Below are 12,964 nucleotides of genomic sequence, written 5' to 3'. Positions count from 1 at the left end.
GGAGTTGCACGGCGGGACGGCTCACCGAGAGGCCGTCGGCCGTGCCGCGAGGTCGCGGGGAAGGCGGGCGTCGGACGTGGCGGTGCAGGAGGCCAGAGAGGGCGCGGACGCCGAGGGTGTCCATGAGGGCGGCTGCGGCTGCGGGGACTGTCCGCACGGCGCCCGCGAGGGACACCGGCGGGCCGTCGCCGCGTTCCTGCGACGCCGCGACGAGTTCGCCGCCGGCCAGGGCCTGCCCGCCGCCGTGGCCCACTCTCCCTCGGCCTCCCGCCAGTGGGTCTCCGAGGAGCTCACCCAGCGCGCGGAGGCCGTCGCCGAACGCGGCCGCGCCGAGGGCGAGATGTGGCTCACCCGTCTGTGGCTGCGCACCCTGTGCACGGTGTGGGGCGCGGTGTTCGCCCTGCTGCTCGGCGAGGCGCTGACCGCGATCGGCGCCGGCTGGACCACCGCCCGCACCGCGGCCCTGCTCGCCGCCGTCGTCGTGGCCGGCGCGTTGACCGCCGCCTGCTGGTTCCACCGGGCGCGGGGCGGTGCTCTCGCCCCGGTGATCGGCGAGGACCATCGCATGTCCACCTCTCGTGCCGTCGCTGTGTGCTGGGTCCTGTTCATCGGCTACGCCGTCCTGCTGCTCGCCGCCCGCCTGGCCGCCGCCTCCGACCACGCCGAACGCGACGCGCTCATCTCGGGCCTCGACCTCGCCCGCGGCGCCGGCGTGGTGACCGTCCTCGCCGTGGTGTGCGGGATCGCCGTCCTGGTCCGCCGGGTGGTGGGCCTGCGCATCCTCGCCCAGCGGCTACAGAAGGTCCCGGCCCACCGCCCGCGCGCCGCCGACCTGCTCACCGACGACTCCGGCCGGGGCGCCTTCGCCGACATCCAGTACGTCGCCGTCAGCGCCGTCGCCCTGGCCTTCGCCGCCGTCCGGCTCTCCCGCCGCCCCGACCAACTGCCCGACCTGCCCTGGGGGCTCGCGGTCGTCGTCCTGATCTCGGCCGCCACCTATCTGGCGGGCAAGTACGCGGAGGGCGGCCGCGCGGTCATCCTCTCCGTGGTCCGCGCCCGCGAACCCGGCGACCTGGACGGCCCGATCCGCACCGGCGACGATATCGAGATCCGCGGCACCGGCTTCGTCCCACCAGGCGCCCGGACCGCCGAACGGCTCTCCCGCATGGTCGTCCGCATCGGCGCAGTCGATGTCCATGTCCCGCTGGTCCCGGTCACCGGCGGCTTCCGCAACCCCACGGACACCGTCCTGACCGTCCCCGTCCCGGCCGACGTCGAGCCCGGCTCGGTGGATGTCCAGGTGGTGACCGCGGCCGGAGTGCCGACCAACCGCTACACGGTCCAGATCACCGAGTGAGCTTCCGCCACTCGCGATCCTCCTCTCATACGAACGCCTGAAATCCGGAACAACCCCTGGGCGATGATTGAGCGTCCCCTCCTTGTCATACATATGGTCGGGAGAGCGGGCAGGTACGGCAGGGACAGCGGGCGAGAGGCGGCAGGCAGGATGACCGGTATGCGGATGGACACGCGCACCCCCCGGCTGAACAGCCGCAACGGCTGGCGGGACACCGCCGCCCACTACGCCCTGCTGCCCCTGCGCGTCTTCCTCGGCGTCACCTTCCTCTACGCGGGTCTGGACAAGCTCACCGACAGCGCCTTCATGAGGGCCGCCGGCGCCGGCTCGATCGGCGACACCATGCACGCGGCCCGCGGCACCGCCGCCCTCCCCGCCCTGATCGACCTCGCCCTGAAGAGCCCGGTCGGCTTCGGCTACGCCATCGCCCTCGGCGAACTGGCCGTCGGCGTCGCCACCCTCCTCGGACTGCTCGGCCGCCTCGCCGCCCTGGGCGGCGCACTGATCTCCCTCAGCCTGTGGCTGACCATGAGCTGGGCGACGACCCCGTACTACTACGGCAACGACCTCGCCTACCTGATGGCCTGGCTGCCCCTGATCCTCGCCGGAGCCCCGTATCTCTCGCTGGACGCGGCATGGCGCGCACGGGGACGGCAGCGGACGCTCGGTTATCTGTAGGGCGGTTGAGGGGGTAGGGCGGCTGGGGTCGCGGTCGCGGGCTGCGGGCTGCGGGTTGGTGCTGGGGTCAGGGTCGGGGCTGAGGCCAGGGCGGGGATCGAGGGTGCGGAGTTGGGGTGCGAGGTCGGCTCGCCGGTCTGCTGTCCGTGGGGCGGCTCCCGGTCTGTGGGAAGGGGCCGGGTACCTGGGGCGGCCGACCGGTATCGCTGCGTTGCGTCCCCGCCGTGCCTCCGTGCGTGCGTCCGTGCCGTCGCGCCGCAGCGCTGCCGGAGCCGTTGGGGACGGTGGCGGCTCGCCTCGTGTGACCTCGCGCGTGACCTCGGCCGATGCGTGGCCCCGGCCCCGAGGGACCGCCGTCCGCCTAGGGTCTGTTGCGAAAGTGGATCTTGTTCGTTGATGATCACCTTTCGTGGGACGTGGGGATCTGACGAACGGCCAGTGGGCCCGGCTTGAGCCGTTGCTGCCGCAAGGCATCAAGCCGGGTCGTCCGCAGGTGTGGACGCGGCGGCAGCTGATAGACGGCATACGGTGGCGGACCCGGACCGGTGCCCCATGGCGTGACGTGCCCGAACGCTACGGGCCCTGGGACCGGGTTTATGACCTGTTCCGGCGCTGGCAGCGGGACGGCACCTGGGCGAGGATCCTCACCCAGCTCCAGGCCGAGGCCGATGCGGAGGGCCTGGTCACCTGGGACGTGAACGTCGACTCCACCGTCTGCCGGGCTCACCAGCACGCTGCCGGCGCGGTGAAAAGGGGGATCTCCAGAAGGAACCGCCCGGCGGGATCTTCGTCGAGCCGGCCGACCACGGTCTCGGACGATCCCGCGGCGGGCTGACCAGCAAAATCCACCTCGCGGTCGAGCAGGGGCAGAAGCCCTTGTCCGTCGTGATCACGGCTGGACAGCGGGGCGATTCCCCGCAGTTCGAAGCGGTCCTGGAAGCCATCCGGGTTCCGAGGCTGGGACTCGGCAGGCCGCGCAAGAGGCCGGACCGGGTGCGGGCCGACAAGGCGTACGACTCCCGCAGCAACCGCTCCTACCTGCGCAGACGCGGCATCAAAGCCACCATCCCAGTCCCTGCGGACCGCGTCCGCAACCGCCTCAAGCGCGGCTCGCGCGGCGGGCGTCCACCGGCGTTCGACAAGGACGACTACAGGCAGCGGCACGCGGTCGAGTGCGGGATCAACCGGCTCAAACGCCACCGGGCCGTCGCCACTCGGTACGACAAACTCGCCGTCCGCTACGAAGCGACAGTGCTGGTCGCAGCCATCAACGAGTGGCTTTGACCAGCACTTTCACAACACGCCCTAGCCCCCTTCGGCCCCGCCCCGTCCGCGTATCGCCCGGTTGAGTGTCGCCGTGGCACCGGCCAGGCACAGGCCGCCCACCACCAGCGGGACGATCGCGAACCAGGGGGTCTTCCACAGGCCGCCCGCGTCCCCGGCGTACACCACCCCGGTGGCGACGAGGAACAATCCGGCGACCAGCTTCCCCGGCCGGAACTCATGGCGCAGCACGGTCCACCTCCACCTCTCCGGCCCCGACTTCGAGGGTGAGGTCCAGGGTGCCGCTGTCCTTGCCGCCCTTGGCCGGTGGCAGGGTCACTTCCCGGTGCCGTTGCGGCAGCACGTCCACGTCCTTTCCGTTCCTCTCTCCCGGCAACTTGATGTCGCCCACGCCCACATCGATGTTCATCCGCACGGTCGCGTCGGCCGGCACGATCACCTTCAGCTGCCCGGCCCCGATGTGCGCGTCCGTGCTGACGGTCTGCCCCTTGGCCGTGCGTACCCGGGTCAGGTCGAGGGTGCCCCGGCCCGTGCCCAGCTCGTACGCCGGCTGGACCTGCGCCGAGGTGCCGGGTATCCAGGACGTCTCCCGCCAGTGCGTGGTGATGTCCCGGGGCATCGCCGCCGCGCCGCCGAGCAGAGCCGCCGTGACGATCGCCAGGAACACCGTCCCGGCGCCGGTGCGGCCCAGGAACGAGCTGACCGCGATGCCCAGGCCGAAGACGGCCAGCGCACAGGCGAATCCGGTCTGAAGGCTGGCGCCCAGGGTGTGGGTGTGCCACGTCAGCCCGGAGCCCAGGCCGCCCGCCAGCAGTGCCAGCAGGAACACCGGGCCGCCTATCCAGCGCGGTCCGCGCGGCTTCGGCGGCGCGGGGGGCGGTGGCTTCTGCTGCGCGGCGCCGGGGTGGGTCCAGGGGGTGGCGAGGCGGACGTCGACGACCGAGAGCAGGTCTCCGTCCCGGATCCGGGCGTCGCCGGGCCCCCACAGATAGCCGGTGCCGCCGACATGGGTGCCGTCCTTGACGATCGGGTCCCGCCACCACGACGGGAAGTTGATGGCGACCGGCGGTGCCTGCGCCTCCGGCGGCGCGTCGGCGGCGGCCTGCGCGGCGAGCGGGTCGGGGTCGGGGGCGCCACGGCGCCGCGACCAGTACCCGGCGCCCGCGAGCATCAGCGAGAGCACCGCGGCGAAGGCCAGCGCCGCGCCGTTTCTCAGCATGGTCAGGAAGGTCCCGCAGCCGACCAGGGCGAAGAGCACCGCGGCCAGCGCCTGGCCGTCGACCCGACCGGTCAGCAGCTTGCGCAGTTCGTTCTCCTCCTCGTCCTCGTACGGCACCAGCAGCCACACGAAGCCGTAGAAGATGAGACCGATACCGCCGGTCGCGGACAGGACGGCCAGGGCGATCCGGAATATCACCGGGTCCATGTCGGCCTGCCGGCCGAGCCCCGCGCACACGCCCGCGATCATCTTGTACCGGCGCCCGCGCCGGAACCGCTCGGGTGCGTCCTCGGCGGGGCCGGGCTGCCGCGTGGGCCCCTGCGGCCGTCCCTCGCCCCGGGCCTGGCCCGATCCGGAGCCCGTGCTGTCCGTCTTCTTCGCGTGGTCCGTCTTCTCTGTCCCCTCCGCGCGAGGGGCGGAGCCGCCGGTGGCCGCGCCCGTCCCTTCCGTCGCGGCGCGCGCGGCATCCGTCGGCCCGGTGCCCGGGGCCGGGCGTGGGCCGCCGGGTCCCGGACCCGTCGCGGCGTGCTCGTGATCCGTCATGAGTCCATGGTGACGGCCGGGACGGCGCGGCGGCAGTCGGGACAACCCTGGGCGAACCCTGAAATCGGCCCTGAGGCGGGCCGGGGGAAGCGTTCGAGCTGCGCGGAGCGGCCGGATCCGGTGCGGGAGCGAGGCCCCCGACCCGGCCCCGGGGAAGATCAGGGGCGTCTCGGGGACCGACCCTGATGCCCCGCCCCGGCCGGCCGTGTGACCATCGATGCCATGCCGGAAGCCGCAAGCCTGCCACTCGACGACCCGCGGCCGCCGCGCAAGCTCTACCGCAGCGGCGACGGACGCTGGCTCGGCGGAGTGGCGCGGGGCCTCGCCGGGCATCTCGGGCTGCCCGTCGTCTGGGTCCGGCTCGCGTTCGTCGGCCTGTTCATGGCCAACGGTCTGGGCGCGCTGCTGTACGCGGCCTTCTGGTTCTTCGTACCGCTCGGTGTCGGTGGCGTCGGCGGACAGAAGACGTCCCCGGTCACCGCCGAGACCACGCCCGGCGGCCGCAGAAGACTCGTGGCCCGCAAGCCGGACCGCGGTCAGATGGTCGCGCTGCTCCTCATGGTCATCGTGTCCATGGTGTTCGTGGGCAGCGTCAATCCGACCGGCGCGGCCAAGGCGTATCTGGTGCCCGCCGTGCTCGTCGCGGCCGGCGTCGCCCTCGTCTGGCGGCAGGCGGACAACGCCCGCCGGGCCCGCTGGGTCGAGGTCGGCCGGCACCGCCGCACCCTGACCCTGGTGCGCGCGGCCGCCGGTGTCCTGCTGGTCACGGCCGGCGTCTCGGCGATCTTCGTCCTCCAGGGTTCGGCCGCGCATCTCGGGGCCGTCCTCCAGGCCGCGCTCGCCGTCCTCGTCGGGATCACCCTGCTCGCCGGTCCGTATCTGGTCCGGATGACCCAGGACCTCTCCGAGGAGCGGCTGATGCGCATCCGCGCCCAGGAGCGTGCGGAGGTCGCCGCCCATGTCCATGACTCCGTGCTGCACACCCTCACCCTGATCCAGCGCAACGCGGACAACGCGGGTGAGGTCCGCCGCCTCGCCCGCGCCCAGGAGCGCGACCTGCGCACCTGGCTCTACAAGCCGGAGGGCACCGGCAAGGAGGAGGCCGAGGAGCCGGACACGGTCGCGGAGGCGGTGCGGCGCAACGCGGCCGAGGTGGAGGACAAGCACGGGGTGCCCATTGAGGTGGTCGTCGTCGGTGATTGCCCGTTGGACGAGCGGATCGGTGCGCAGATGCAGGCCGCGCGGGAAGCGATGGTGAACGCCGCCAAGTACGGTGGCGACGGCGGCGCCGTGCAGGTCTACGCCGAGGTCGAGGGCAGAACGGTGTTCGTGTCCGTGCGCGACCGCGGCCCGGGGTTCGATTTCGACTCGATACCCGCCGACCGCATGGGCGTCAGGGAATCGATCATCGGACGCATGGAGCGCAACGGCGGCACGGCCCGGCTACGGGCGGTACCGGGGGGCGGCACGGAGGTCGAGCTGGAGATGGAGAGGGCGGAGAAGACGGCATGAGCGACGCGACCGAGGCGAACGGCACGGCGGAGACGGCGGAGGCCGCCGCGATCGGCGGGCGCGCCGGCGGCGGTGCGGGCGGGCGGCATGTACGGGTGGTGCTGGTGGACGACCACCGGATGTTCCGCACCGGCGTACAGGCGGAGATCGGCCAGACCGCCACGACCGGTGTCGAGGTGGTGGGGGAGGCCGCGGACGTCGACCAGGCGGTCACCGTGATCACCGCGACCCGGCCCGAGGTGGTCCTCCTCGATGTCCATCTGCCGGGCGGCGGCGGGGTCGAGGTGCTGCGCCGGTGCGCGGCGCTGATGGCGGACGCCGAGCAGCCGGTGCGCTTCCTCGCCCTGTCCGTGTCGGACGCGGCGGAGGATGTCATCGGCGTGATCCGCGGCGGCGCCCGCGGCTATGTCACCAAGACCATCACCGGCACCGACCTGGTGGACTCGATCTTCCGGGTCCAGGAAGGCGACGCGGTCTTCTCCCCGCGGCTGGCCGGGTTCGTCCTGGACGCCTTCGCCTCCACCGACGCCCCGCCCGTGGACGAGGACCTGGACCGCCTCACCCAGCGCGAACGGGAGGTGCTGCGCCTGATCGCCCGTGGCTACGCCTACAAGGAGATCGCCAAGCAGCTCTTCATCTCGGTGAAGACGGTCGAGTCCCATGTCTCGGCGGTCCTGCGCAAGCTCCAGCTGTCCAACCGGCACGAGCTGACGCGGTGGGCGACGGCGCGGCGACTGGTCTGATCCCGGCGGAGCGGATCCCCGCCGGTCCGGGCCCACTTGCGGGGCCCCTCACACCACCCGCGTCGCCCCCGCGAACGGCATCTGGTCGATCGGGGCCACGCGGACCGGGGCCGAGGGGTTGGGGGCGTGGATCATGCGGCCGTTGCCGATGTAGAGGCCGACGTGGCTGACGCCGGAGTAGAAGAACACCAGGTCGCCGGGGCGCAGTTCGGAACGGGAGACGCGGCGGCCGGCGTCGATCTGGGCGTAGGTGGTGCGGGGGAGGGACACCCCGGCGGCGCGGTAGGCGGCCTGGACCAGGCCCGAGCAGTCGAAGGAGTGGGGGCCGGTCGCGCCCCACACATAGGGGCTGCCGAGTTTGGCGAAGGCGTAGGCGACGGCTGCCGCGGCGCGGGAGTCGGGGGCGGCGACGGCGCCGGCCTGTTCCAGCGCTTGCCGGGCGCCGTCGGCCGACCGGGAGGCGGCTGCCGGGGCGGCGCCGTCGGTGGCGTCGGCGCCGGTCACGTGGTCGCGTTGCGACGGGCTCAGCTCGGCCAGCAGCCGTCGGGCCTCGGTCAGTTTGCCGGTGACGGACGCCTTCTGCCGCCGTAGTTCGTCCTGGTGGGACTTCAGCGACTTCAGCTCGACGCGGGCGGCACCGCGCAACCGCTCGATCTCCTGGAGCTGTCGGCGCACCTGGGACACGGCGGCGGCCTGCCGGTCGCCGGCGCGTTCGGCGAGGGCGGCGTCGTCCAGGTAGCGGTTCGGGTCGCTGGACAGGGCGAGCTGCCAGGCGGGGGCGATGTCACCGGAGCGGTACTGCGCGGCGGCGAAGGTGCCCAGCGCGTCGCGGGCGGAGTTGAGCTTCTGCGTCTTGCGGGCGGCCTCGTCGCGCAGTGAGGTCAGCCGGCGTTCGCCCGCGTCCGCCTGCTCCTTGGCGCCGTCGTACTTCTGCGTGGCGCTCTCCGCCTCCCGGTACAAGGTGTCCACCTCGGTCTTCACCTGCGTCGGCGTCAGCCGGGGTTCGGCCTGTGCGATGCCGTCGAAGCCCGTCGTGGTGGCCGCCCCCGCCATCGCGAGGAGGGCCGCCGTCCGGGCCGTACGACCCCTGAACGGGTGCTGCCGTGGCCTGCGGTGCGCTGCCACCTGTGCCGTCACGTCCTTCCGTACGACTGATGCCGGCCGATGCGACCGATACGTCCGATGCCGGACCCGGCGGCTGGGGGCCGGGTGCCTGGGGGAGGACGCTAAGCCGGACGGTGACGAGTTGGTAACGCAGTGTGCGGAAATGGTTTCGATGGGGCGGTACGTGTCTGTATGTGACCGAGCCGGAAGGTTCGGAGCGTCGCCTTCGGGTGGCGTGGTGATCGAAGGGTGAGAACCGATGAAGGAGAGGGCGGTGGGGTGCTATGGGCGCATTGGTGGGGGATGCGCGCGTGACCGGGGGCGGTGACGGGAGGCCGCGGGGCGCTGGCTAGGCTCCCGCTCCATGGACGTACTCATCCACCTCTTCGTCGGCCTGCACATCATCGGCATCGCCGCGTTGCTCGGTGGTTTCCTCACCCAGATGAAGGCGATGGGCCAGGGCACGGCGCGGTTCGTGCCCGGGATGCTGCACGGGGCGCTGACCATGCTGGTCACCGGTGTTGCCCTGGTCGGGCTCAATCAGGCGCAGGGTGCCCAGATCAACACCATCAAGATCGGGATCAAGCTGGCGCTGCTGATCGTGATCCTCGGCCTCGTGTACGTGAAGCGGGACGAGGAGCGGATCGACAAGGCGCAGTTCGGGCTGGTCGGCGCGCTGACCGCGACGAACATCTTCATCGCGGTGCTCTGGACCTGACCCCGCCGGATCCGGCGCGGGCCGTGCGCACCGCGTCGGTGACCGTGCCGGCGGCCACCCAGAGCCACCCCGCCACCGCCACCCAGACCAGCACATGCCCCGGCCCCCTGAGCCAGGGGACGCCCACCGCGGTCCCGACGGACAGGGCCGCCGCGGCCGTCATGCCCAGCGGGAAGATCGTCGCCCACCGGCGCTGGTCGTAGCGGAGCCGGGGACGGACCACCTCGGCGACCAGCAGGGCGACATAGGCCGCCAGGCACAGGGCGAGCAGCAGGACCGTCATGGTGCGCAGGGCGTCGCGGTCGTCGTCGTTCCACAGATACGGCCCGCCCGTGTCCCCGGCGGCGAGCAGACCCGCCCCGGCCAGCGCCGAGATCGCGAGCGCCCCGCCCGCGATCCAGTGGTCCCCGGGCCCCTCCAGCACCTGCCGGGTATCGAAGCGGGGCAGGGCGAAAGCGTAGAGCAGCAGGCCGAGCCAGAACAGCACCGGCGCGGTGTGCGCGAGCCACGCCCTGTGCTCGGCCGCCGCCAGCGCCGCCGCGGACACCACCAGCCCCTGGGTGGCCACACAGCACAGGAACACCACGCCGGGCATACGCGACCGCCAGTGCCGTACGACGATCGGCAGCAGCACCGCCCAGAGCACCGCCGCGAGGGCCAGCAGCGCCTCGGCCAGGGGGTGCGGGCCCAGTGTGGCGAGCCGGGAGGCCAGTACGGCGGTCGCGGCGGCGGCCGTCAGCGCCGCGGGGCTCCGTGCCTCGGCCGCCCAGCGTCCCCGGCCGAGAACCAGCCGCCGTACGAAACCGATGCCCAGCAGCACCCAGGCGGCGCTCGCCAGTGCCAGTGCCGCCAGGGAGAGCACCTCGGCGCCGATCAGGTGCAGCCCCATGGACACGATGCCGGTCGCCATCACGGCGGTCCCGGCGGCCGGTGACCGGCCCGCCCACCACGTACGCAGACCGGACATGCGCTCGATGCTAGGCAGCGTCCCGAGCCGAGCGCCACGGGCACGCGCGCGGGGGCGCGAAGACACCCCGACAGGACGGGAAGGGCAGTGATGGCGAGCCGTCCGGTCGGTCACTCGCCGCTTCTCTTGCCTCCCGTCCGGCAGCCCGTCGGTCTCCCGTCCCCCCTGATTCCCGCCGATTCCCCGGGATTCCCAAGGGCTACCCCTCTGTGATGTCCCCGGCTTTACCCTCGGGTTTCCGGGAGCGGGGCCGGTTGTCGGTGGGGCGCCCTAGACTCGGAAGGCGATGAGCAGCCTCTTTGACGACAGCTTCCTGGCGGATCTCCAGGCCCCGCGTGGGCACGAGGAGGGACATGCGCCGCCCCCCGAGGACGATCATGCTCCGGAGCCGATCCCGGACGATCTGTTCGGCGGGAAGTTCGACGTGCCGCCGGACCGGGACACCCACTACCGCGACGGCGCCCCGCGCCCCCCGCTCGACGCGGCGGCTCTGCTGGAGGGGCTGAACGAGAACCAGCGCGCCGCGGTCGCGCACGCCGGCTCTCCGCTGCTCATCGTGGCCGGCGCCGGCTCCGGCAAGACCCGGGTGCTCACCCACCGGATCGCCCACCTGCTCGCCGAGCGCCATGTGCACCCGGGCCAGATCCTCGCGATCACCTTCACCAACAAGGCCGCGGGCGAGATGAAGGAGCGCGTCGAGCAGCTCGTCGGCCCGCGCGCGGCCGCGATGTGGGTGATGACCTTCCACAGCGCGTGCGTGCGCATCCTGCGCCGGGAGAGCAAGAAGCTCGGCTTCACCTCGTCGTTCTCGATCTACGACGCCGCCGACAGCAAGCGCCTGATGGCCCTGGTCTGCCGCGACCTGGACCTCGACCCCAAGCGCTTCCCGCCCAAGTCCTTCAGCGCCAAGATCAGCAATCTGAAGAACGAGCTGATCGACGAGGAGGACTTCGCGGCCCAGGCGGCCGACGGGTTCGAGAAGACCCTCGCCCAGGCGTACGCGCTCTACCAGTCGCGGCTGCGCGAAGCCAACGCGCTCGACTTCGACGACCTGATCATGACCACGGTCAACCTGCTGCGCGCCTTCCCGGACGTCGCCGAGCACTACCGCCGCCGCTTCCGGCATGTCCTGGTGGACGAGTACCAGGACACCAACCACGCCCAGTACGCGCTGGTCCGCGAGCTGGTCGGCACCGGCACGCACGACGCGGACGTACCGCCGAGCGATTCCGACCTCCCGCCCGCCGAGCTGTGCGTCGTGGGTGACGCGGACCAGTCGATCTACGCCTTCCGCGGCGCGACCATCCGCAACATCCTCCAGTTCGAGGAGGACTACCCGAACGCGACGACGATCCTGCTGGAGCAGAACTACCGCTCCACGCAGACCATCCTGTCCGCCGCCAACGCGGTCATCGAGCGCAATGAGTCCCGCCGCCCGAAGAACCTGTGGACCAATGCCGGGCAGGGCGCGCGGATCACCGGCTATGTCGCCGACACCGAGCACGACGAGGCCCAGTTCGTCGCCGAGGAGATAGACCGCCTCACGGACGCGGGCAAGGCGCGCGCCGGTGACGTCGCGGTCTTCTACCGGACCAACGCCCAGTCCCGTGTCTTCGAAGAGATCTTCATCCGCGTCGGCCTGCCCTACAAGGTCGTCGGCGGGGTCCGCTTCTACGAGCGCAAGGAGGTCCGGGACGTCCTCGCCTACCTGCGCGTTCTCGCCAACCCCGAGGACTCGGTGCCGCTGCGCCGCATCCTCAACGTGCCCAAGCGGGGCATCGGCGAGCGCGCCGAGGCGATGATCGACGCCCTCGCCCAGCGCGAGAAGATCAGCTTCCCGCAGGCGCTTAAGCGGGTGGACGAGGCGTACGGCATGGCCGCGCGCTCCACCAACGCGGTCAAGCGCTTCAACACGCTGATGGAGGACCTGCGCACCATCGTGGAGTCCGGCGCCGGACCGGCCACGGTCCTGGAGGCCATACTCGAACGCACCGGCTATCTCGCCGAGTTGCAGAACTCCACCGACCCGCAGGACGAGACCCGTATCGAGAACCTCCAGGAACTCGCCGCCGTCGCGCTGGAGTTCGAACAGGAGCGCGGCGAGGGCGAGGCGGCACCCGATGCCCCCGCGGCGGGCGGCACGCTGGCCGACTTCCTGGAGCAGGTCGCCCTGGTCGCCGACTCCGACCAGATCCCCGACGAGGAGGACGGCGACGGCGTCATCACCCTGATGACCCTGCACACCGCCAAGGGACTGGAGTTCCCGGTCGTCTTCCTGACCGGCATGGAGGACGGCGTCTTCCCGCACATGCGCGCCCTCGGGCAGGTCAAGGAGCTGGAGGAGGAGCGGCGCCTGGCGTACGTGGGCATCACCCGCGCGCGGGAGCGGCTGTACCTCACGCGGGCCGCGATGCGCAGCGCCTGGGGGCAGCCGTCGTACAACCCGCCCTCCCGCTTCCTGGAGGAGATCCCGGCCACGCATGTGGACTGGAAGCGCACCGGCGCGACGGCGCCGCTGTCCTCCGGGCCCGCGTCCGGGGTGGCGGCCTCGCTGTCCTCGTCGCGTTCGCGTTCCTCGGCCTCGGGCGCGTCCGGCTTCGCCACGCGGCGCACCGCGGAGAAGCCGGTGGTCGGGCTGTCCGTCGGGGACCGGGTCACCCACGACCAGTTCGGGCTCGGCACGGTCGTCGGGGTCAAGGGCACGGGAGCGAACGCGGAGGCGACGATCGACTTCGGCGACACCAAGCCGAAGCGGCTGCTGCTGCGGTACGCGCCGGTGGAAAAGCTCTAGGCAGACACACGAAAAGGGGCCCTCGCCGACCGGCGGGGCCCCTTTTCG

The 12,964-nt window shown here is 72.3% G+C and carries 11 protein-coding genes; 7 read left to right on the top strand and 4 right to left on the bottom strand.

All coding sequences use genetic code 11. The annotated features are described in order from the left end of the window. The first annotated feature begins 76 nt into the window (after window positions 1-76). The 3 genes from HEP81_RS15745 to HEP81_RS15735 all read left to right on the top strand — a co-directional run bounded on the left by HEP81_RS15745 (window position 77) and on the right by HEP81_RS15735 (window position 3,319). Window positions 77-1,357: a hypothetical protein gene (locus HEP81_RS15745; RefSeq protein WP_037657668.1), complete on the top strand. Its 1,281-nt coding sequence runs from the start codon at window positions 77-79 to the stop codon at window positions 1,355-1,357. A 159-nt stretch (window positions 1,358-1,516) separates the two neighbouring features. After that, window positions 1,517-2,035, top strand: coding sequence for a DoxX family membrane protein (locus tag HEP81_RS15740; protein WP_375139847.1), 519 nt, complete (start codon window positions 1,517-1,519; stop codon window positions 2,033-2,035). Window positions 2,036-2,444: 409 nt separating this feature from the next. Continuing rightward, window positions 2,445-3,319 (top strand): IS5 family transposase gene (locus HEP81_RS15735; protein ID WP_207748323.1). Its coding sequence is split into 2 segments (ribosomal slippage): window positions 2,445-2,838 and window positions 2,838-3,319, totalling 876 coding nucleotides; the frame shifts between segments, so codons are not numbered across the junction. 21 nt (window positions 3,320-3,340) lie between these two features. On the opposite strand, the gene HEP81_RS15730 is transcribed toward HEP81_RS15735, so the two are convergent. Next, window positions 3,341-3,550: a hypothetical protein gene (locus HEP81_RS15730; RefSeq protein WP_037655943.1), complete on the bottom strand. Its 210-nt coding sequence runs from the start codon at window positions 3,548-3,550 to the stop codon at window positions 3,341-3,343. Beyond that, a complete protein-coding gene (locus tag HEP81_RS15725; protein ID WP_037655944.1) occupies window positions 3,537-5,081 on the bottom strand; it encodes a PspC domain-containing protein in 1,545 nt (514 codons plus the stop codon). The genes HEP81_RS15730 and HEP81_RS15725 overlap by 14 nt, the downstream gene beginning before the upstream one ends. Before the next feature lie 222 nt (window positions 5,082-5,303). Here HEP81_RS15725 and HEP81_RS15720 point away from each other — a divergent pair, with 222 nt between their 5' ends. Both HEP81_RS15720 and HEP81_RS15715 read left to right on the top strand, forming a co-directional pair. Next, window positions 5,304-6,593, top strand: a complete 1,290-nt coding sequence (locus HEP81_RS15720) for an ATP-binding protein (protein ID WP_037656151.1) — start codon at window positions 5,304-5,306, stop codon at window positions 6,591-6,593. Continuing rightward, a complete protein-coding gene (locus tag HEP81_RS15715) occupies window positions 6,590-7,336 on the top strand; it encodes a LuxR C-terminal-related transcriptional regulator (RefSeq protein WP_037655946.1) in 747 nt (248 codons plus the stop codon). The genes HEP81_RS15720 and HEP81_RS15715 overlap by 4 nt, the downstream gene beginning before the upstream one ends. A 48-nt stretch (window positions 7,337-7,384) precedes the next feature. Here HEP81_RS15715 and HEP81_RS15710 read toward each other — a convergent pair whose 3' ends face one another. Next, window positions 7,385-8,461 (bottom strand): C40 family peptidase, encoded by a 1,077-nt coding sequence (locus HEP81_RS15710; RefSeq protein WP_037656152.1) that lies wholly within the window; start codon window positions 8,459-8,461, stop codon window positions 7,385-7,387. 343 nt (window positions 8,462-8,804) lie between these two features. On the opposite strand from HEP81_RS15710, the gene HEP81_RS15705 reads away from it, so the two are divergent. Further along, on the top strand, window positions 8,805-9,158 hold the full coding sequence (locus HEP81_RS15705) for a hypothetical protein (protein WP_037655947.1): 354 nt from the start codon (window positions 8,805-8,807) through the stop codon (window positions 9,156-9,158). On the opposite strand, the gene HEP81_RS15700 is transcribed toward HEP81_RS15705, so the two are convergent. Continuing rightward, complete coding sequence (locus tag HEP81_RS15700) at window positions 9,136-10,125, bottom strand: tellurite resistance/C4-dicarboxylate transporter family protein (RefSeq protein ID WP_037655948.1); 990 nt, start codon at window positions 10,123-10,125, stop codon at window positions 9,136-9,138. The two genes, HEP81_RS15705 and HEP81_RS15700, sit on opposite strands and share 23 nt — an antisense overlap. Before the next feature lie 286 nt (window positions 10,126-10,411). Here HEP81_RS15700 and pcrA point away from each other — a divergent pair, with 286 nt between their 5' ends. After that, window positions 10,412-12,916 carry a DNA helicase PcrA gene (pcrA, locus tag HEP81_RS15695; protein ID WP_037655950.1) on the top strand — a complete coding sequence of 835 codons (2,505 nt, stop codon included), beginning with the start codon at window positions 10,412-10,414 and terminating at the stop codon, window positions 12,914-12,916. Window positions 12,917-12,964: the final 48 nt, after the last annotated feature.

The sequence above is a fragment of the Streptomyces griseofuscus genome, from assembly GCF_014673495.1.
Taxonomy (GTDB): domain Bacteria; phylum Actinomycetota; class Actinomycetes; order Streptomycetales; family Streptomycetaceae; genus Streptomyces; species Streptomyces murinus.
This window is presented reverse-complemented; position numbering and strand designations above follow the sequence as displayed.